Here is a 22,865-nt window from a genome sequence, read left to right as displayed (position 1 = left end):
TTCTGCCCTGCCCCGTTTACGCCGTCAGCGCGCGACATTCCGCCATAAGATATTCGCGCTACTGCCGCGGCTCACTAAAACGGCCGCGTCGCGGAGGTGCGAATGGAGAAATCCAGAGAAACAGCGTCATCCTGGTCAACGTCTATTACGCTCATCACACGGTCATCCGTGCTGACGTGGCGCGACCTTAACGCCTGTGCTTTTTCCGGTTGCCCTGCCAATTCGTAGGCCTGCGCCAGATCGCGTCGCCAGTTGGCATTCCATGGGCAGGCCTGGAGTCCCTTTTCCATGTGCCCGATGCCATCGGCCAGGTGCCCTTTGCGCACACAAATCAGGCCCACCATAAAATGCGCGGTAGCGTGTTCGGGCAGGTGGTGCAGCAGGCGTCTGAAAAGCATCTCGGCTTCATCAAGTTTTCCCTGACGATAGTAGACGATACCCTCGGTCTGCATCCCCGGCACCGGCAGGCTTACCATCTCAACAGGCTCATGCACGATCTTCGCATTGGTGCCCGCGGTAAGCGGCGCCAGAAAGTCCGCGTAACGCCGCCAGCGTTCGCGCGCGGTCTGATAGATAGGCTGACGCACCTGCCACACACTGGCGGTCTTGACCGGCCTGTCCAGTTCAGACGTGTCGAGCACCTGTGGCTCCCACTGCACGCCCAGATAAGCGAGCATGCGGCGCGCCTCACGCTCCGGGTCAGAGACAACATCCTCGTAGCGCACCTCAAGAATTTCGCCGGGGAATAGCTGGTTCCAGTGGTGCATCAACAGGTTATGGTCGGCCAGTTGTTCACCAATCCATCGCAAATCATAGGCGAAGCCCATACCGCCATGTTTGGCCGCATAGTCAGTGAAGTAGTTGGAGATAGCGATATCGCGCGGGTCGCGCCGCACTGAGATTATCCGCGCGTTCGGGAACAGCAGCTTGATAAGACCAATGTTCTCGAAATTGTGCGGCAGCTTGTCCACCACATGCCGAACCTCAGAAGCGTTTTCTGGCACGGTTTCCCGCAGTTCCTTGAGCAGGCTGGCGGTGATACCCGCCACGACATCGGCCGACAGATCGTCCACACAGTCCGGGTAATGGTGTCCTGACCCCGTATGACGTTCCCAGCGCTCCAGCCTGGCGATCGTGCTGGGAATTACCCCCAGTTCACCCGCGCCGTGGATTTGGCTGTGCCCCGCCAGAATCTGTTCAATCAGCGTCGTACCGGAACGCGGCATACCCAGTACGAACACCGGCAGCGTTGAATCGTTGCCGATGTGGCGTCGGTGCTCGTAGAGCGAACGGCTGAATGCGTGGCGGATACGCGCGCAGCTTTGTCGGTGTGCAACCGGATCGTAACGTAGAAGTGCGCGGTGGGCGGCATTAGCTTCGTTGGCCAGGGTGAAGGCTCTGGCGTACTCTTTGCGTTTTTCCCAGGCAGCAGCCAGTTGCAGCAGCAACCCAGGCTGCACCGGGCCGGACAAGCCAGGCCGACGCGCCAGGTTTTCCAGGCGAATCAACGTCTCTTCATCTTGCGGAAAACGACGGGCATTGATCAGCGCCGCATGACCGCGTGCCGGGTCGATCGCCAAAATTTGCTCGAACAGCGCAACAGCCTCGTCGATACGCCCCAATTGCATATATAACTGTCCCAGCCCTTGCAGTGCCGGGAGCAGTTGCGGATGTGCCTGCAGCACGTCGATGTATCGCGCCTCTGCCCCGGCGTACCGCTGTTCCTGCACGTCTGCACCGGCCAGTGCTACTTGCGCCTGCGCCAGCCAGTGACCGATTTGCGCGGCGTCCATATCGGGTGAAGGCGTCAGCGCTCCGGCCTCCTCAATCGCCTGCTCAGCCATGTTACGCGCCAACGCCGGATGCCCCTGGGTAGCGACGCTGGCAAGCTTCAGGCGCAGAAGAAGCGTCATTTTTTGCTGCTGCCCGGCCAGAGTAATGGCGTGGTGCAACAAGGCAATGGCATGCGGTATGCGCCCCTGCAACTCTGCCAGTTCAGCGTGCTGTAGATACAGGTCCGGATGCTCCGGGTAATGACGCAGGCCATGGCGCAGCGCATCCTCGGCCTGGGCATGGCGTCCTCGCTCGGCCAGACGCTGAACATAACCGGTCAGCAGGCCGCAGTAATCGTCCTCAGCCAGTTCAGCATGGCGTGCGTCCAGCCAGGCATCAGCGCGGGCGAAGTCGCCACGGGCCAGCCACAGCTCCAGACGCAGGCCGCGCAGTTGCTGATCGTGCAGCGCCACCTGCTGTGCGGGCCAGTGCTCCCGCTCGCCTGCCCAGAAGCGGTGTGCGGCGGCCAGCATCTCTTCGGCCTGATGCAACGCCTCACTTTGCAGGTAGAGACGCAGCAGTTGCTGATAGACGTCGATACGTGGTTGCAGGCGCAGACTGCATTCATACAGAGGGATAGCCTCTTCCTCCCGTTGATGCTGCACATAACAGGCAGCCAGACGCGCCAGCAGAAGCGAGTGGTCTGGTGCCTCGGTGCGGGTGGCTTCCAGCAGCGCCTGCGCCGTGGCAGATTCCCCAAGAAGCAGGTGCACGGCAGCCAGATCGACACGGGCATCGACCTCCAGTTCCGCCGGGATCAGTACCCCCAGCGTCTGGCGAGCCGCCTCTGGCTGGCCCAAATGGGCCTGAGCCAGGGCCAAAAGCACCTGTTCTGCTGATGAGAGCGCCGGCAGGCTAAAGACAGCCTCCTGCAGCGCCTCGAATTGCCGCATTTCGACCAGGCGGCGTAGCAGAATCAGTGAACCTGTCATGGTATCGCCAGCCCTTGCGAGGTGAGGACGCCGGCAGGCATCGCCTGCAAATACGCCTGAGCAAACGAATTATCCGCATTCGGGTTTGCGGCCCAGGTGCCGTTCCAAAGATCCGCGTTATTTCCACCACGAGCGAATTGGCCATTTGCGGCAACGCCGGCGACATTAGAAGAAAGCGTAGAAGAGAACCCCGCCACCCAGTTAACGGAATTGCCGCCGTGATTCATCGCCATCACTGCGTCGCCATGGCTTCCCTTAACAGCACTGCCCGTGCCCACCAGCACAATCTTGTCGTCCGTGCCCAGATTTTGCGCGCCCGACCACATTTCGTTGCTATCCAGCCCAACCAGCGGGCTGTAATTGCTGTTGACCTTGATATAGATGGTGTACGCGGTATTGGCGTCAAAGACACGCCCGTTATGCTCGGAGCTTTGCCCCGTCGTCAGGTCGAACACCACGATGGAAGGATCCCCGACCGAGGCGGAAGCGGTCGTGAAATTCAACCCCGTCGACGTGCTGATACCTGCAAAGTTATTCCCCGCCGCGTCGTGCAGCGCGGTACTGTCGATTTGGACATGGTAGTTTGCACCAGCCGCCAGATCCGTTGTCGGATTGACCGTCACCGTGTGACCGCTGATAGAGACCTGCGAACTGTCGGTGATGTCGATGACCTTGTTCAGACTGCTGTTGCCGTCGTTAACGAGGGTGATATGGCCGCTGCCGGCCTGCACGTTCTCGCTGAAGGTCAGTGTCAGGTTAGAGCCCGTGGCAACGCTGCCGCCGTTATCCTGCGGCGTGCTGCTGGAGAGCACAGGCGCTGTGCTGTCTACCGTAAGGCCGGTGCTGTCCGCCGCCGTGGCCGAGGTGTGGCTCGCCGTGGTGGCCGTAACAGAGACGTTGAGACCATGAACGTTGTTAATGGAGCCAGCGGCAATAGTGTATTGGGCCGTATACTTACCATCGCCAGCGGTGACATCGCCATGGGTACCATCGTCCCAGGCCGCCACCGGCGTGCTGGCGCCAAACTGGCTGAAATCCATAGTGACGCCGGTCACTGTGCTGGTATTGGCGTCGCCACTGGACGAGTTATCCCATACGGCGGTGACGGTATCGCCGATCTTGTAGCTAGTGCCGTCTGCGCCACCTGGCGTGGAGGTGATGGCGATATGGGCATCGGTCACTATCGGTAACGCTGGAGCAGGACCTGCGTTCAGGCCAATCTGATAGATATCGCCGACAGCATAGCCGGCCTTACCGCCATCGCTTGTGTCGCTATCAAACAGCACAGAGTAGGTGATGTCATGGCCGCCCGCGCCATCGGAGACGATCCGCACGTTATACAACTGCCCGCCCTGGGGCACCGTGATACCGGTGTCCGTCACCGCACTGGTCAGCTCGCCGGTGGTTTTGGAGATACTGACCTGGCTCAGGCCGCCGTTTCCGTCAGGGAACACGAACACCAGATCCGTACCGTTGTCATACACCGTGGCTGATGCCGCCAGGTAGCCGGTGGTGCTGTACTGCAACTCATCATGGGTCACCTTGTCCATCGCACCAACGTCCACGGCGTGATAGCTCTGGGTCCCCATGTTATAAACGGTGTTGCTCTGGACGTTGGTGGTGATGAGTGTGCCGTTGTTGTTATAGAGCGTGACCTGCCAGGTTGCAGTGCGATATTCCTGACTAAAGACAGCAAAACCCCCATCGAAAGCAATGGCGTTAGTCGGCGAACCCTGCTCGTCATTCCAGTTAACGCGCTGCCAGGTCTTGCCGCTGTCGAAGTTGGCCAGCGAGCCGGTGGCGTCGAGCTTGAAGATGAAGGCGCCGATAGGCGTGCTTGTCGCCGACTGACCAGGCGTGCCTATCCAGTCGTAGACCTCGGACGCCAGCACATAGCTGCCATCGCTCAGTGCCGTCAGCACACCCGGCGTCAACTGGAATTTCATCAACTGGACTGCCGGGCTGGCGACGCCGCCGAAATTGGCGCTCGAGCTGTTGCCGCCAATCAGGGTCTGCGCGCCCTGGGTGAAGTTTAATCCGCTGCCGTTGTAGTGGAAGACAGAGATAGCTTCCTGCTGATCGGTCCCGGTCCCCATCGTCTGGTAGGCGATCGCGAAATCACCGCCATTCGCGCTGCTCTGCGCCGCGATGGTGACCCCGGTACCAGGGGCTGCCAGGGTGTTGCTGGATTGCAGATTGCCACTGTTGTCATAGATCGCATAGTGGACGCTGTAATCTGAGTAATTAGCGGTATCCACCTGCGACCAGGCCACGACGAAACCGCCGTTGGCCAGCGCCTTGATCTGTGTATCCATCATGGTGTAGCCATTGGGGATACTGATGTCGACGGTCTTGATGACGTTATTGCCCGCGTCCAGCACCTTAATAACGCCAGCGTAAAGCGGGCCGGTCGGATCCCAGGAAATATTGTCGCCGCCGGTCTGCTTCATGTACTCCAGGACCGTGTAGCCGTTACTCAGTTTCTCCAGACCGACGTTGATGGTCATCTCGGTGGATGTGTCGGTGGTACTGCCCGAGACCAACGCGCTGCCATTAAGGCCAGCACTGACGTTAAGGGTGACAGTCTGGCTACTGTGGTTGCCAGCGGCATCGGTCGCGGTAACGATGAAGTTATAGCTGCCCTCGATAGCGGCGTTGTTCAGTGTGACGACGCCGGTGGTGGGGTTGATGGCGAAATTGGCGAGGCTGTCCGCGTCCAGGCTATAGGTGATGGCATGGGCGTCCGTGGCGTTGGCATCGTACACCTGTGTGCCAGCCGCCGTGCCGCCAACAATGGTGGCGCCGGTAGCGGTGGCGCCGCCTGCGATAACGGGCGCGGTGTTGTCCACAATCACGCTGCTGCCGGAAATGATGGAAAGATTGCCTGCCGCATCAACGGCATAAGCGTGGTAAGTACCTTCGGCCAGGCCAGTCAGCGCCAGTGTGGTGCTGGCGTTTGCCGCGACGGCGACGCTGTTCACCAGGTTGTCGGCGGCGGCGGTGAGGCTGCTCAGATTCGTCACTGACACGCTGTCGCTGATCAGGTATACCGTGCCGGCCTCGGTGCTCTGCACGGTGACCGTCTGGCTACTGTTCTCCACACCATCCACGTCGCGGGTGAGCGTGACGGCAGGCGGCGTGGTGTCGACGACGTTGTAGGTGACGGTATGCGTGGTCTGGTTGCCAGCGGCGTCGGTGGCGGTGACGGTGAATTGCGCGCCAGTGGCCTTAGCCGGGCTGGAGAGCAGCGTCACGACGCCAGTGCTGGCGTTAATATGAAAGTGCCCGGTGTCGCTCAGGCTGTAAGTGACGCCGTGCGCATCGGTGGCGGCAGCGGTGTAGACAGTATCGCCGACGGCAGTGCTATCGGTAATATCGGCGGCGGTGGCAGCGCTGGTGAAGACAGGCGCGGTGTTGTCCACGATCACGCTGCTGCCTGAGATGGCAGAGACATTACCGGACGCGTCCACAGCATAAGCGTGGTAGGTGCCTTCGGCAAGGCCAGTCAGCGCCAGCGTGGTGCCAGCATTCGCGGCGACGGCGACGCTGTTCACCAGGTTGTCGGCGGCGGCGGTGAGGCTGCTCAGATTCGTCACCGTCACGCTGTCGCTGACCAGGTATACCGTACCAGCCTCGGTGCTCTGCACGGTGACCGTCTGGCTGCTGTTCTCCACACCATCCACGTCGCGGGTGAGCGTGACGGCAGGCGGCGTGGTGTCGACGACGTTGTAGGTGACGGTATGCGTGGTCTGGTTGCCAGCGGCATCGGTGGCAGTAACAGTGAATTGCGCGCCAGTGGCGCTGGCCGGGCTGGAGAGCAACGTCACGACGCCGGTACTGGTGTTGATGCGGAAGTGCTGGGTGTCGCTCAGGCTGTAGGTGACACCGTGTGCGTCGGTGGCGGCAGCGGTGTAGACGGTATCGCCGACGGCAGTGCTATCGGTAATATCGGCGGCGGTGGCAGCACTGGTAAAGACGGGCACGGTGTTGTCCACCAACACGCTGCGACCGGAAATAACAGAAAGATTGCCTGCCGCATCGACGGCATAAGCATGGTAGGTGCCTTCTGCGAGATTTGCGGCAGAGATCGTTGCGCTGGTATTGGCTGTGACAGTCGTGCTGGCCCACAGGTTGCCGGGGGCGCCCGTAATGTCGCTAAGCTGACTGACCACGACATTGTCGTTGACGAGATAGATGGTGCCGCTTTCGGTACTTTGCACGGTGGCATGGCCATCGTGGTTGAGCACGACGAGGTTTTCGTGGGTGCTGCCGTCGGCGTTAAATTTCTGCACAAAGAGGTGATAGCCTGAAATGCCGCTGGCATAACCGTACCAGGTCACCATGTATTCGCCGTTTGTACCAACGGCGGTGACTTGTGGATAGAGGTCGGTCGCGCCGCTGGAAGCTTGCAGTTGTACGACACCGCCCACCAGGCCGCCACTGGCATCGAATTTCTGCACATTGACGTCCCAATTCGAGCTGCCCAAACTCATCCAGGTAACGACATAGCCGCCATCGCCCAGCGCCGTGATGCGCGGTAATTCGTCGTAGTTGTTGCTCGTGTTGTTGTGTGATGCGTCCAGTTGCACGGTAGCGCCCACTTTGCTGCCGCCAGCCGAGAACTGTTGAACAAAGACAGTGTAATCGTCGGAGCCGTTTGTATCGGTATATTCCATCCATGTGATGGCGTAGCCACCGCCGGTCAGCGCTGCAACGTACGGGTAGGTATATTCGCTACCGAAATTAGCGTTACTCGCGCCGTTCAGTTCGACGATGCTGCCAACCCTGGCGCCGTTGGCATCGAACTGCTGCACATAGGTGCTGCTGTTGTAGTTCGAGTTGCTGTAGTTGTAGCCGGACCAGGTAACGACATAGCCGCCGTTAGCCAGCGACGTGATCTGCGGCAGGGTTTCGTAGTTAGTACTGTTTCCCGTCGAGGCGTCCAGCACCACCGGGGTGGATGGGGTGCCGGTAGCGTCGAACTGCTGCACGTAGATATGGTAGTCGCCGGAGGTTTGGCCCTGCCAGGTCACCACGTAGCTACCGCTGTCCAGCACAGTCACCTGCGGGCTGGCGTTGTTAGAGGAGCCGGAGACAATCAGCGGCACGGTGTTGCCAACTGCGACACCCGCGTCATCAAAGCGCTGCACATAGACACCGCCGCCGTTGATGTACCAGGTCACGATATAGCTGCCATCGGTAAGCGTCGCGATCTGCGGGGCGATATCCTGCGCAGAAGCGGCACCATCAAGTTTCACGGCTGTGGATATTGGGCTGCCGTCAGCGTTGAACAACTGCGTATAGATGCTGCTGTCAGTGCTGGCGCTATTTTTGCCGGTCCAGGCCACGGCATACGCCCCTGCATCGTTAATGGCCGTCACACTGATGACACTGTCCAACGCGTTGGAGTAAGTGTTGGTCGCGCTTGATGCGAGCTGTACGGGATCGCCCATCGCCACACCCTGAGCGCTCAGGCGCTGCGCATAGATCCCGTAGCTGCCATTGTTGTTGCCTGCCCATGTCACCAGGAAGCTACCGTCGCCCAGCGCGGTTGTGTCGAAACCGTTGGGGTAAATGTAGCCGGTCGCCGGGCTCAGCATCACGGGCCCCGTAGAGCTGCCGTAGAGTGTGACAGTCGGTGCGATTTCGTCCACATCGGTGACATTAACGGTGACGGTCTGCATGGTCACATGGCCTGCCGCATCAGTGGCGGCGACGATAAAGGTGTATGCAGGCGCGTGGGTGCCTTCAAAGTCAGGGCTGGCTTTGAAAGTGACCGCACCCGTTGCCGCATCGATAGTGAAATACTGGGCGTCTGCGCCATTATCCGCATCGATCAAGCTGTAGGTGACGTGCTCGCCACCATCGGCGGCGTCATTGTCAAAGGCCTGCGCGGTATAGATGGCGGTGCTGGTGGCGGTATTCTCGGCAACGCTCACCGTGGCGGTGGCGAAGCTGTCGCTGCTGTTGCCCGTGGTGAAGCTGGGGGCGACCTCATCGAGGTTATTGATGCCCAGCGTGACCGTCCGGTCGCTGGCGTTACCCGCGGCATCGGTGGCAACAACGGTGAAGCTGTAGCTGGATTTGCTTTCAAAATCCGGATTGCCGGTCAGCGTGACCGCACCGGTGGTCGGGTTGATGGTCAGACCCGCGTCGCTGCCCGCTTTGAGCGAGAAGGTCACCCCACCGCTGATATCGCCGCTGTCGGTGGCCGTGGCGGTGTAAATCACCTGACCCGCGCCGCTGTTTTCGTTGATCGCCGTGGCCGTCGTGCCGCTGGTGATTGTCGGCGCCACTTCGTCAAGGTTGTTGACCGCCAGGGTGACCGTGCGGTCGCTGGCATTGCCTGCCGCATCGGTGGCGACGACAGTGAAGCTGTAGCTGGCTTTGCTTTCATAATCCGGATTGCCGGTCAGTGTGACCGCACCGGTGGTCGGGTTGATTGTCAGCCCCGCGTCGCTGCCCGCTTTGAGCGAGAAGGTCACCCCACCGCTGATATCGCCGGTATCGGTGGCCGTGGCGGTGTAAATCACCTGACCCGCGCCGCTGTTTTCGTTGATCGCCGTGGCCGTCGTGCCGCTGGTGATGGTCGGCGCCACTTCGTCGAGATTGTTAACCGCCAGGGTGACCGTGCGGTCGCTGGCATTGCCTGCCGCATCGGTGGCGACGACAGTGAAGCTGTAGCTGGATTTGCTTTCAAAATCCGGGTTGCCGGTCAGCGTGACGGCTCCGGTAGTCGGGTTGATCGTCAGCCCCGCGTCGCTGCCCGCTTTGAGCGAGAAGGTCACCCCGCCACTGATATCGCCGCTGTCGGTGGCCGTGGCGGTGTAAATCACCTGACCCGCGCCGCTGTTTTCGTTGATCGCCGTGGCCGTCGTGCCGCTGGTGATTGTCGGCGCCACTTCGTCAAGGTTGTTGACCGCCAGGGTGACCGTCTGACTGCTGGCATTGCCTGCCGCATCGGTGGCGACGACAGTGAAGCTGTAGCTGGCTTTGCTTTCATAATCCGGATTGCCGGTCAGTGTGACCGCACCGGTAGAGGCATTGATGCTGAACAGTGCGCTGTCACCGGTGTTGCCCAGGCTATAGCTGAATTGACTGGGGTCGGTAGCAACAGCAGTCCAGACCACCTTGCCTGCCCCGATGTTCTCATCCACACTGGCCGTCGTGGCGCTGCTAAAGACAGGCGCATGGGTATCAATAATGAGGCTGACGCCGCCGGATGCATCACTGGCGGTCGCTGCGCCTTTAATCAGCAACGACTGCGCACCATCGGACAGATTGTTAGTGCTGCCAAGTGTGATTCCGGCAGCGACAGTGTCCAGGATGGTCTGGGTGGTCGCACCCGCGTTGGCTTCTGCACCGGAGAAGGCCGCCAGCAGGAGGCCATATTTTTCACCGGCACTCAGGCCATCGGCAGCATCAAAACTGCCGCCATTGGTAGCGGTAACCGTGGTGTTCAGAATGTTATCCACACCAAACAGGTTACTGATGGCCGTTGCCGTGTCGGTCACCTGGGTTGCGCTCAGGGTGGCGGGATTGTCAGGCGTGCCACCGAGGGCCTCCTGGGCCTTGGTATAGGCGAGTGTGGTCAACACGTTAACATTGAGCACAAGAGTACTGTTGTTTCCGGAGATAACCCCCATACTCCAAAGCTGAGCAGAGAGGTCTTTACCCGCGCCAGTGGCTTCGTCCAGGTAGTCAGCGGCACTGCCGCTGTTAATGAGTTTCACAATAACGACGCCGGTGTAACTGCCCGCAGACACGGTGACCGAGCCATCGGCCCCCAAAGTCCCCGTGCCAATCAGCGTTTTGCCATCGGCCTGATAAATCTCTACTTTCAAATCATTACTGCTGAGCGCCGGGCCGCCGACAAAATTAAGCTGAACAGCGTTCTGGACCGGGGTTTCTCCCCCACCGTTATTGTTGTTATCGCCACCCTTATCATGCCCGCCATGGCCACCGCTTGCCGCTGCAACCCCGATCACGCCCCCCAGCCCGAGGGCACCGGCGAGGTAGCCCGCGTAAGAATGTGATTGCGGGAGGTAGGTTACCGGATGGCCAGTCACTACCGAGCCATCCTGCAGGCCAGCTAAGATACCTTCCAGCCCGGGGTGGCCTGAGGTCATGCTGGCCAGCGCGTCAGGAGAACCGTGCGCATAAAGAACATGGCTGCCGTCAGACAGGGCCGCCCCTTCGGTGCTCCCCGGCGTAATCACCTGGGTAGAGGTGCCATCGGCAGGCAGGGTTACACTGGTATCGCTTTCGGTATACCAGCCCTGTAGGGTCAGCGTGGTGCCATCGGCATAGTCCAGTTGCAGATCCTGTCCGTGACGTGAAGCCACTACGTCATCAGCCAGCTTTTCCTGATCATTTTCACCCTGGCGTTTAAGCACCCGGTAAGATTCACCCGGCGCAGCTTTGTGAATATTGGTCTGCCCGGCCTGCAGGGAGATGCGGGTTTTACCGGTACTGAGCGTATATTGGCGTGGCTTCATCTGGGTCTCGGGTTTCATAATGTGTTATCTCTCTCTGGGGCGGACAGGGAAATCGGGTTGCAACGGTCACCGGCGGTGTCATCGCTCCTGGAATGATTCACTGAGTGTTTTACGCAAAGGTTTAAGTAAGAAGTCCATCAGCGTGCGATCACCGGTACGGATGTCGAGCTGGGATGTCATGCCCGGCAGGATGTCAAGCTGACGACCTGTCGTACTGCGCACAAGCTGCCCATCTTCCTGATGGTCTGACAGACCTTCTGCATGGCTTTTCAAACGAACATGGACGCGGTAGTAGATCTCCTCGCCACGCGAGGTGTTTTCTTTAAGGGTATCGGCCGATACGTAAATTACTTCACCCTGCAATGCCCCATAAATGGTGTAATCGAAGGGATCAAGGCGCACAGTAGCCGGTAATCCAACCTGAACGCGGGCAATATCAGCAGGCAGAACCTTGGCCTCTATGATGAGGGCATCATCTGACGGGACGATCTGCATAATCTCATCACCGGCACGTAATACCCCGCCCAGCGTGGTGACGCGGACATTTTTAACAATCCCAGGCCCCATGGCCGTAAACACCGTATCGTGTACCTGCTGGCGACGACCGGCCATCTGTTGCAAGGTCTGGCCCAGATCATCTTCTGCCTTGGTGAGATCGGCCCGCGCATCATCCAAAAACTTATTGCGCCGACCAAGCAGGCGGGCACGAGCCTCATTAAGCTCGCGCTGTGCATTAAGCCGCTCACTGGCGCTAACATCGCCAGAGCGTTCCAGCCCGTTCACCAGGCTGAGCTTCTGGTTGGCTAAATTCACGGCGGTTTGCAGCGCTGTTATATCCTCCTGCAGGCTCTGACGGCGTTGCAGAAACAGTGCGCGTTCAATATCGGCCTGCTCGCGTAACGCCGGACCTGGATCGGCAGGGAACTGGGGAGCGGATTGTCCCGTTGATTCTGCGCGAAGTCGTGCAATGCGCGCCCTGAGACCGGCGATGCGCGCGTCCACTTCACCTGCCGCCGCCTCCACGCGGGTTGGATCGAGGCGAGCCAGAATCTGCCCCGCCTTAACATGATCACCCTCTTTGACACGCAGTTCGGATAGTACGCCACCGTCCACGGTCTGGATGATCTGCACCCGGCTGCTGGCGATCACTTCACCGTGTGCCCGTGCCACTTCATCAATGCGAAAATACATAGCCCATATGACAAAACCCAGCACCAGTACGACGATGCTCCAGATAAGCCCTGCCGGGACTCGGCTACGGTAGTAATTTTCCAGACGATTCACGCGAGCAGCGTCAGCGACCTCGTCGTCAAACAGTTCAACGGCCATGAAGGACTCCTGCTGAATGTGATGCTGCGGGCATGTGTGTTTTCACGTTCGTTACCTCTGCGGCGGGACGCGAGCCAGTGGCGCGGGCCATCAGTCCTGGTAACACCTTGTCAGGAGTACCATCTCGTACGACAGAACCTTCCTGTACGACAAGCACGCGGGTAGCAAAATTAACGGCCGCCATCGGACGGTGAGTGGCGACGATCAGGATATCTTCCGGCTGTAGCCTGGCTTGTAATGCTTTCCAGACACGCGTCTCCGCTTCGCCATCCAGCGAGGCCGTCGGTTCATCCAGAAGCCAAATACGAGGACGGGACATCAGCACACGCGCCAGGCCAACAAGCTGGCGCTGACCGCCAGAGAGACCGGAGCCCCCCTCACTGATAGGCATATCCATACCCAGCGGATTACTGGCCGCCACCTGATCCAGCGCCAGATCGCGGGTGATGTCTGTCAGCGTGGTGTCGCTGACTGCGCCCGCGAGCATCAGATTGCTTCGCAGCGTCCCTTTGAAGAGCTGCACCGCTTGTGGCAAATAGCCAACCTGAGCGCTGACCACCTGGGGATCGATCTCCCACAGATCCACATCGCCCAGACGGACACGGCCCTCACCGGGGCGATAGAGTCCGGCCAGGATCTTGAGCAACGTTGATTTACCGCCGCCAACAGGGCCCAACAGCAGAACACGTTCACCGGCGTGAAAGTGGAGTGCGGGAATATTGAGTTGTTGTACCGGAGACTGCGGAAAGGCAAAGCGCAGCTTTTCGACACTAATATGTTCTGGCAGGCGATCGGGCAGCAGCAGGGTCTGTCCGGCGCGGCGCTCTGTAGGTTTGCGCAGCAGGTTGTTCACCATATCCAGCGCCTCCCGGACCTGCTGCCACTGCATCAGATACTGAACGCCCTGGCTCACCGGCCCGATAACACGGCCGCCCAGAATACTGCACGCGACCATCCCCCCGGTGGTCAAATAGCCGGCTTCAACGCCCCAAACCCCGACAACAATGCCCATGATATAGGCCAGCGTCGACAGGCTGCCTGTGGTGTTCGTACAGAACTGGCTGAGGGATTTTTGTTGAATACTGTAGCCCGCGATGGAGTGACTGAGCGTCTGCCAGTCTTGCGCAAAACGCCAGCCAGCATGACTGGCGCGCAGGGTTTCGGCACCGCGAATACTGTCGACTAACAACCCCAGACGCTCATTGCTGCGCAGCATTTGTTGGCGCGTGAGACGGCGTAAGCGCAGACGGGTATACAGACCCAGCGCCAGCGCGATGGGGAGCATCCCCAGGTAAACCCAGCCGACTGGCCCCCCGATCAGACCAATAATCCCGATAAACAGCAATGCAAATGGCAGGTCCACAATACCGAAGACAAGACCGGCAGAGAAAACTTGTCGAACCGAATCCAGCGCCCCTACCTGCGCGGCCAGCGTGCCCAGGCTACCGGGTTGTTGGTCGAGTTGCAGGTGCAACAGATGTTCATAAACATGCTGGGAAAGGCGTTTATCCACACTGCTGGCAACGCTGTCCATAATGTGGGCACGCAATGTTTTGAGCAGCCAGTCCAGTCCTACAACCAACCCCATCCCCGCTACAAGCGTAGTCAGTGTCGCCCAGGCCAGGGTGGGCACGACACGATCGTAGACCTGCATGGCGAAGAGGGATGTGGGAATGGCCAGAATGTTCACCAGCAGCGTGGCGGCAGCCACCCGGAACACCCAGCGGCGATCGCGCAACAGTTCTCGCCAGACCAGGCGCATAGCCGGATTTTCGCTGTCAGAGAGGTTCTCTGACTGTACGTGTGAAGCCAGGCTGAACCAGAGTACAGCCGTTTCGTCACCCGCCGTCGTCCCCGGCGCGCCGGTCACAATGTCGTCTATCGCCAGCGTTCGGGGTTCGACACCTTCACGGGTCAGCGTAAGGGTATCGGCTCTCCCCTCTTCGTTGTGCCGTTCAGCCAGCCACCATGTCTGTTCGTGCCACATCAGTGCCGGGAGGTGACGGGGATCAAAACGCCGCCAGGGGAACAACGCCAGCCGGATATCTTTCATTCCCGCGTCTGACAGCAAACCGCGCACATAATCCTGTGGACGATCGGTTAACGGAGGAACGGCCTGCGCGCGGGCATACGCCTGCGTTAATGCCGCTTTATTCACCGGGGCATGTAGCTTGTCCAGCAAGGCCAGTAATTCAGGAAGAGGAACAGGTATCATCAGGGATGGCTCGCAGACGTGTTAGCAAATTGAGTGCCCGTGGTCAGGGCGCCAGTGGTATCGTCCATACGGCCCGTGCGTGCGGCCAGGCGCAGGCAATCGACCCGCCATGCCGATCGCACCGATACCAGGGCTTGTTGTTGTTCGGTTAATTCGCGTACGGCGTTGAGGACATCCAGCCAGCTCTTGTAACCCGATTCGTACTGGCGACGGAACGAGGCCAGCGTGCCGCTAAGCTCGACGACAGACTGTTCATAACCAGCAATCAGCGTCTGGTTAGCATCACGCTGATCAAGCAACTGGCGCGTTTGAATGTCTTCGCTGTGGCGTTGTTCGGCCAGATCCTGTCGTGCGGATTCCACGCGTTCCAGTGCCGCGTTCTGGAGGCCACGGGAGACCAGCCCCAGCCCCTCCATCGTGCCGGTCACAACCACATTGACCGTATTATTATTTCTCTGGTTGGGCATACCTGAATATTCGTTGCGCGCGGCTTGCAGGGAGACGGTCGGTCGCGATGAGGTGCGCTGACGTTCCACATCAGCTTCGGCAAGCGTAACCGCCGCTTCACGTGCTCGGACCGTCGCACTCTGCGCAAGGATTTGTTCCTGTATAGAAGTATCAGCAGGCAACTTGAGGATGCTGCCAGGGATCGGCAGTTCGCTTGCGATCGGCACCTGAGTCAAGGATAACAGCGTGGATTCGGCGGTACGCAGGTCCGATTTGGCCTGTTCGAGCGATGAGCGTGCCTGTAACAACCGGGCCTTCGCAAGGCTGACATCGGCTGGAGAAGCCAGCCCCCCTTGCGCGCGGCGCTGGATTTGTTCCTGCAACGCCTGATGATTGTTAACGTTTGATTCAGCAACGGCAAGGCGCTCGCGAATACCCTGTATATTCGCGTAAGCCACCGCGGTATCTTCCAGCAATTCACGACGGGTAGCCCAGGCCGTGGCTTGCTGGGCAAGGGTGTCATTGTCGGCGTAGTCAATAGCACTGTCGATACGCCCAAAAGCCCATAACGGTTGCGAAACACTCAGCGTGGTCGTACGGGAATCACTGTACCCCGAAATTTGCCCCGTCCCGGCACTGGCACCAAGCGTTGGCAAACGTGCCGCGCGGGCGCTGTCGGCGCTGGCCTCTTTGGAACGCACAAGCGCCTGCTGACTCGCCAGACTGGGGTGATGGAGCATCGTGCTGCGCAACGCGGCAAACAGACCACCCGGCGAGGTATCCTCAGAAATACGGTGTGATGACGATGAAAGGGTTGCGGCCTCAGCCTGGGTGACTGAAATGACAAAGGGTAAAAAAAGACTGATTACAGTAAGTATGTAATAACAGTGACGATCTGAACGAATCCCCATTGTCTGATGAGCCCTTTATTAAAGAAAGATAAAAGACTCGTCGATCCTGATGTTGCTCATGTTATCCCGACGTCACCGTTAGTGGATAAATGGCGTGGCCGGTATAACGAGTCATAAATAAGAAAAAGACTATTGCTTCACGTCATAATTACCTATTGATAACATCTGTGTCAAGGTATGTAATCGTGTAATAAAACCTGTAAAACATAGTCAATTATTAAGTTAAGTTTACCTAACGCAAATATTCGCATCGGCTGAAAAATTATTATCAGCGGGCTATCTGATGAAGCTGTAGAGAACTGACGGATTGCAGGATGTGGAGAGCGTAGAATGGCCAGAGCGAGCCTGAGTCCAGCGCGGTGAAACCTTATACAGGATTTTCACGCCGGTCAGATTTCTGTACTGGTGAAAAGTGAAGGTAACGACGGGAAGAGTGTTCGTTGTTAAAAATATATCGCGGATTCTTGCGACCGCAGGCCAGCTCGCGGGGAAGGCTGTCGCTGACACCTCTTACCCGGTCAGTGCAGATATGGCACCAGCATGGGTAAACGTCGGGTAATACTTGCTTGTTATTTACCTCATATTTACGGCAAATAACAACACATCGTCATACCCGCCTTATTATCCCGAAGATATACCTGGCGACTAATACTGAATATTTGCCATCGTTTTATACCGTTCAGGCAAAGCGCTATTCAGGGCCAGAATCTTTTCAAGAATATGGAATGAAGAGGTGCCTTTAGCGCGTTCTGCATCGGTAATGGCAGAACGTATCGTCGCCGCCGCGGCTGAGATACGCTGAAAATAGGCTTCGGATTCAGGCGTCTGTGCCTCACCTGAGCCGGCATAACGCACCGCAGGCCAGTGTGTGAAATCCATTATCGGCCAGGCTTCTTCTTCCGTCGGGGTATTAGCAGCTAATAATTGTTCTGCTTTTTTCGAGTCTTGTTGTGCAGCAAAGAGCAGTGCTAAGCGATATTTCATTTTTGACAGCGTATCACCACTCTCTTTTTGTTGTGAAAGGGATGCAATAAAAGCTGACAATTCATCATCTGCTGGCTGTTGATGACCATCAGCGTTTTTTTTCATATCAGGTGAGCTCGAGGTATTGTTTAATGCTAATTCAATTAAATAATTCAACATCTCTAATGTCATCTTATGCACCTTTTAAAACTGACAGTCTTAATTCAACTTGTAATGAGGATTTTTATCTATTGCTTTTATCTCGTGACTCACCAAAATAAATACCTGCATCCCAAAGATGCTGAAATAACGTATCGCAACGTGAAAAAGAGTTTATTTTGAGAGCGTTAAAAAGGCCGATAAATGCAAACAATTCTCCACCAGATAAATAGTGTGTTCGTCAATGCAAAAACCTCTGGGTCTGGTTTACTGTCTCAGTATTGTTGAAAGATTCTCGTTTGCAAAACGATAAAAACTGCAACTCATTGTGAGTTAAACTCAAAATAGAAGTAAAAATCAGCGTACAAGATACTGGAGCAGGAGATGGCATTCGCCTACACACCTTGCGAATTTAACACCATAAAAAACATATGGTTATTGAGACAGGTTTAATGATGTCTGACAGGTGCAGGCCTGGGCTCTTTAACAATTAAAAAGCCTGCTTGTCGCAGGCTTTTTGACTTCAACGCTTAGCGCTCGCGGAACGCTTCTGCTTTGGCGCGCAGAATAGGCTTGAGCAAATACGCCAGAATGGTTTTCTTGCCGGTAATGATATCCACCGAGGCCACCATGCCAGGAATAATCAACAGCGGTTTTTCATCCGTGCCGAGGTGGTTTTTATCGGTACGCAGGCGAATAATATAAAAACTCTTCCCGTCTTTGTCGGTCACCGTATCGGGGCTTATTTGTTCTAGTTTGCCCTTAAGCCCACCGTAAATGGTGTAGTCATAGGCGGTGAATTTTACCGTTGCTTCCTGCCCCGGTCGCAAAAAGGCGATGTCCTGGGGACGAATTTTGGCCTCAACCAGCAACGTGTCATCAAGTGGAACGATTTCCACAATGTCATTGCCCGGCTGGATCACCCCACCAATGGTGTTCACCAGCAGTTGCTGGACGATGCCGCGAACCGGTGAAGTCACCAGCGTGCGGTTCACCCGGTCGGTAATTGCTTTACCTGATGCTTCAATTTTACTCAGATCGGTACGGGCCTGGTTCAGTTGTTCCAGCGCTTCGCTGCGATAGCGCCCTCGCGTTTCACTGACCTTGTTTTCAATCTCCTTGATTGCCGCCTGCGCGCGCGGAATAGCAAGAATGACGGAATCCAGTTGCCCCTGCGTCTCAACCCCGGCGCGACGCAGACGCAGCATTTCCACTTTTGAGATAGCGCCTTTTGCCACCAGCGGTTCAGACATGGTGATCTCTTGCTGCTGTAACTCAAGGCTACGGCGGTACTGCGTCAGTTTGCCCTGGAAATCGAGCAGTTCCTGCTTCTTCTGAATCAACTGTTCGTTCAGTCCGGCAAGTTCACTCTGAATGCGTTTATTGACGCTGGTGAACAGCGCCATTTCCCCGCTGGCGATTTCCGGCGCCTGACTGACTATTTCCGGCGACAGCGTCAGTTCGCTGGCATCATCAAGCTGAGCGGTCAGGCGCTGGATCCGTGCTTCGAGCGCCAGCTTGTCGGCCTCGCTTTCTCCGGCGTTAGAGCGAAAAAGGGTGTCATCCAGACGCAGCAGCGGCGCACCGGCTTGTACCACTTCGCCTTCATGGGCAAAAACTTCGGCAACAATCCCCCCTTCAAGGTTCTGGACTTTCTGCAGACGGGATGAGGGAATGGCCCGCCCTTCCCCGCGTGTCACTTCATCAATCTCGGCCAGCGAAGCCCAGACGATCATCGCAATAAAGAAGGCGAAAATGGCCCATAAGGTTACCCGCACCACGCGGGGCGCATCATCAAGTAGCGCCTTGTTAACCTCATTGGTGGTAAAGGTTGCTGACGGTTTCTCTCCTGAGAGCCAGTTCATCAGGCGGCTAAGCGCATCAACGATTCGCATGAATTTGTCCCTTTTTCAGCGCGTTCATGACGCTCTCTTTCGGGCCGTCGGCAATGATCTTACCGTTGTCGACGATAATCAGCCGATCAACCAGCGACAGCAGCGACGCACGGTGCGTCACCAGCAATAGCGTCTTGTTGCTGATAACCGGTGCCAGTGCTTTTTTAATCAAATCTTCACTGGTGTTGTCCATTGAACTGGTGGGCTCGTCCATCAGCAGGACCGGCGGGTCGAGCAACAACGCCCGCGCCAGCGTAACCGCCTGACGCTGTCCGCCGGAAAGGCTCATGCCACGTTCGCCAACCTGCATGTTGTAGCCAGAGGGATGACGGCGGGCAAACTCATGCACACCGGTCAGGTTCGCGACCCGCAGCATGGTCTCGTCGTCAACATAGCTTGCGCCGTAGAGCAGGTTTTCCCGCAGCGTGCCGTTGAACAGGTGGATGTCCTGCGGCGCGTAGCCAATGTTATGCCGCAAATCGTGCACATCGATCTGGCGAAGGTCGATACCGTCAATCAACACGCTGCCGCTGTCCGGCTGGTAAAAACCGACCAGCAATTTCGCCAGCGAGCTTTTTCCTGAACCGCTACGACCGATTATGCCCACCTTTTCACCGGGCTTAATGACCAGTGAAACGTTACTTAGCGAGGCATACTGGTTGCCCGGATAGCAAAAGGTCACATCACGCAGTTCAATTGCCCCCGAAAGGGTTTCACGCTTAAGCGGTACCTCATCCTCCTGCACTTCCTGCTCCAGCCCCATCATTCTGTCGATGGTCGATTTCGTCATTCGCGCACGCTGGTAACGGGTAATCAGGCTGCAAAGCTGGCCGATGGGCATCATCGCACGGCGATGCAACAGGTAGCAGGCAATCAGCCCGCCCATGCTGAGATTGCCGCCGATAATGACATATACCCCGGCGACAATAATCGCCACGCCGCTGGCCTGTTGCAGCCAGGAGGTAAAATTCACCGCCACGTAGGAGAGTGATTTCACCCGCAGCTCCAGTTTGCTCAACTGGCCGGTGAGATGCTCCCATTGATACTGACGCTCACTCTGCGCGTTATTGATTTTGATAGCGTCAAGGCCGGTCAGTGTCTCTACCAGCATCGCCTGACGCTCATTGGCCAGTTGATAGGTTTTTTGTACCCTCGACATCAGCGGGCGCTGAATAAGCCAGCTCACCAGCAACGCCAGCGGATAGGAAAGCAGCGGGATCAGCACCAGTGGGCCACCAATAACTCCAATCACCAATAAAATTAACAAGGTGAAGGGGAAATCAATAAAGGCCGTCAGCGTCAGCGACGACAGGAAATCACGAATCGACTGGAACTCCTGGAAGTTCTGCGCAAAGCTGCCCACCCGCTTTGGACGCAGCTTCATCTTCATCCCTAAAAGCCGCTCGAACAGCGCCGAGGAGACCACCAGGTCGGTCTTTTTACCCGCCAGATCGAGGCAAATCCCCCGCAAGATTTTCAGTACAAAATCGAAAACAAACGCAATACTCACCCCAATGGCCAGTACCCATAGGGTGGCCGTTGCCTGATTAGGCACAACCCGGTCATAAACGTTCATCACAAACAATGGGGCGCACAGCGCCACAAGATTGACCAGAAAGCTGGCGACCACCGCATCGAAGTAGAGGAATTTTGAGAGTTTAAGGGTGTCCTGAAACCAGGCGGTCGTTCGCGGTAACGTGGCCGTCGGCTGGGCGTCAAACTCATGTTCCGGGGAGATAAAAATCGCCCTGCCGCTGTAATTTTCCGCCAACGTTTCCCGTGATAGCGTAATTTCCCCGCCTTCCGTTTCGCTGGGCAGCAGTCGGGCCTGCTGGTTGTCATCCCAGCCGATTAATACGGCCGCCTGATCGTTTTTCAGCAACAGAATGGCAGGCAGCGATAGCGCGGTAATGTTATCAAGGGGGCGTTGTACCACACGCGCTTTCAGCCCCGCACGCCCCGCGGCACGTGGAAAAGCTTCCAGCGTCAGCGAATGGGTCTCCAGCGGCAGCCCGGTCGTCAGAACAGTACGACTGGTCGCGATGTTATGCATCTTGCAGATGATCATCAGCGCGTCCAGCAACGGATCATCATGGGTTTGCCGGGGATCGTGCCTGACCGGGGCTTCGGGGGAAATGTCGACGTTCTCAGGCGTGTCAGTAGCAGGCGTCATTCTTTGCCTCAGTGTTCTGCAGACTCAGGCCGCAGGTCATTAACAGCGAGGTGATCGCCGGTTTTATGCCGCCAGTCACCCCACAACTCTTTAGAGCCGTATTAATTCAGTTCCGGCAGTTCCGCCTGCGTACGCTGAGCCTGATCAAGCGGCTGTGAGGCCGATGGCGGCTGAATGTTCAGACTCTTAAGCAGTTCCCCCGTACGGGCACTGATGCGATAGGTCGTAAACATGTCGACAAATTGCAGTTCAACGTAACGGCGTTGTGCCGTGAAGACTTCATTTTCACTGTCGAGCATATCGAGCAGCGTACGGTCGCCCAGGCTGAACTGTTCCTGATAGGCGCTGCGCACCGTCACGCTACGCTCAGCATATTCTTTGGCGATCGGCACCTGTTGTTCAGCGTTGTTCTTCGCATTCCAGGCAAGACGCAACTCCTCGTTTAACTGGCGCAGGGCATTATTTTTCACATCCTGAGCCTCTTTCATTTTGTAGGCGTAAGAGGTGAGTGTCGCCTGGTCACTGCCACCGTTGTACAGGTTGTAGCGCATACGTACCATTGCCTGCCATTCCTGGTTATGTCCGCGCGTACCGTCAAGGTTGTTGTCCATCGTGCGACCGACTTCGACATTAACATTCGGGTAAAAACGTGATTTCTGCGCTTCATACTGCTGGCGGGTCGCTTCCACATCGGCATCAGCCTGTTTGAGCAGCGCGTTGTTTTCCAGCATCACTTTGCGGGCGGCCTCCAGTGAGGCGGGAACCGTAATCTTGCCTGGCATCACCAGCGTGTCGGCATCTTTGCCGGTAACGCTTTGATAATTAGCTCTGGAGTCTTCAAGGTTGGTTTGTTCGGTCAGGAGATTGTTCCGCGCCTGCGCCAGGCGGGCTTCCGCCTGATCGTAATCGGCCTGGCGGCCTACCCCCTGGGCGGTGCGCAGGCGAATTTGATCGAACACGCGCTCGTGATTGTGCAGGTTGTCTTCCGCCAGTTTTACCATCTGCTCACGCATCAGCACATCAAGATAACTTTGAATAGCCTGCAGGGCGGTGCTTTCGCTGGTATTCAACACGGTCCAGGCGCGCGAGTTTACCGTTGCTTTCTGACGCGCGACTTCGCTGGTAGTCGCAAAGCCATTAAAGACGTTTTGCGTAAGGTTAATAGCCGATTCGCTGCGGTTCAGGTTACGCAAATGCTCGCCCGCCGCGCGGGTCGTGGAATTGTCGGTTTGTTCCCAGCCGCTACCGGCGGTGAGATCCAGCGAAGGCAGATAGCCGCCTTTGGCGGCGCGAAGATCCTGTTCAGCGGAGTATCGACTGTTTGCCGAGGCGCTAACTTGTGGGTGCCATAACAGGCTGTCTTTTACCGCCTGCTCAAGGGGAGTAGCCTGGCTCTGTGTCGCGCACACAGTCAACGCTGCACCCATGAATAACTGGCTACCATATTTCATTATTGTCTTCCTTTTCGTTATGCCCCTGATTGTGGGGATGACCCACCGGGGAAAATGCC

9 protein-coding genes are annotated in these 22,865 nt (G+C 57.3%); all 9 read right to left on the bottom strand.

Features of this window, described 5'->3' with window-relative positions; all coding sequences use genetic code 11:
* Positions 1-74: 74 nt before the first annotated feature.
* The 9 genes from ABU190_RS01035 to ABU190_RS00995 all read right to left on the bottom strand — a co-directional run bounded on the left by ABU190_RS01035 (position 75) and on the right by ABU190_RS00995 (position 22,782).
* Positions 75-2,765, bottom strand: coding sequence for a sulfotransferase (locus ABU190_RS01035; protein ID WP_354690132.1), 2,691 nt, complete (start codon positions 2,763-2,765; stop codon positions 75-77).
* Positions 2,762-11,263 (bottom strand): cadherin domain-containing protein, encoded by an 8,502-nt coding sequence (locus tag ABU190_RS01030; RefSeq protein WP_354690131.1) that lies wholly within the window; start codon positions 11,261-11,263, stop codon positions 2,762-2,764. The genes ABU190_RS01035 and ABU190_RS01030 overlap by 4 nt, the downstream gene beginning before the upstream one ends.
* A 78-nt stretch (positions 11,264-11,341) precedes the next feature.
* Positions 11,342-12,592 (bottom strand): HlyD family efflux transporter periplasmic adaptor subunit, encoded by a 1,251-nt coding sequence (locus tag ABU190_RS01025; RefSeq protein ID WP_079496207.1) that lies wholly within the window; start codon positions 12,590-12,592, stop codon positions 11,342-11,344.
* A complete protein-coding gene (locus ABU190_RS01020; protein ID WP_354690130.1) occupies positions 12,582-14,807 on the bottom strand; it encodes an ATP-binding cassette domain-containing protein in 2,226 nt (741 codons plus the stop codon). The genes ABU190_RS01025 and ABU190_RS01020 overlap by 11 nt, the downstream gene beginning before the upstream one ends.
* Complete coding sequence (locus ABU190_RS01015) at positions 14,807-16,165, bottom strand: TolC family protein (RefSeq protein ID WP_039079771.1); 1,359 nt, start codon at positions 16,163-16,165, stop codon at positions 14,807-14,809. Before ABU190_RS01015 ends, ABU190_RS01020 begins: the two co-directional genes overlap by 1 nt.
* A gap of 645 nt (positions 16,166-16,810) precedes the next feature.
* The gene (locus tag ABU190_RS01010; protein ID WP_354690129.1) at positions 16,811-17,320 is read right to left on the bottom strand and encodes a hypothetical protein; all 510 of its coding nucleotides are present in this window, start codon (positions 17,318-17,320) and stop codon (positions 16,811-16,813) included.
* Positions 17,321-17,817: 497 nt separating this feature from the next.
* Positions 17,818-19,182: an HlyD family type I secretion periplasmic adaptor subunit gene (locus ABU190_RS01005; RefSeq protein WP_354690128.1), complete on the bottom strand. Its 1,365-nt coding sequence runs from the start codon at positions 19,180-19,182 to the stop codon at positions 17,818-17,820.
* Positions 19,169-21,355, bottom strand: a complete 2,187-nt coding sequence (locus ABU190_RS01000) for a type I secretion system permease/ATPase (protein WP_354690127.1) — start codon at positions 21,353-21,355, stop codon at positions 19,169-19,171. Before ABU190_RS01000 ends, ABU190_RS01005 begins: the two co-directional genes overlap by 14 nt.
* Positions 21,356-21,456: 101 nt before the next feature.
* Entirely contained in the window at positions 21,457-22,782 is a 1,326-nt protein-coding gene (locus ABU190_RS00995) for a TolC family outer membrane protein (protein WP_354690414.1), read from the bottom strand.
* Between the last annotated feature and the right edge of the window lie 83 nt (positions 22,783-22,865).

This window comes from Phytobacter sp. RSE-02 (assembly GCF_040578655.1).
Taxonomy (GTDB): domain Bacteria; phylum Pseudomonadota; class Gammaproteobacteria; order Enterobacterales; family Enterobacteriaceae; genus Phytobacter; species Phytobacter diazotrophicus.
This window is presented reverse-complemented; position numbering and strand designations above follow the sequence as displayed.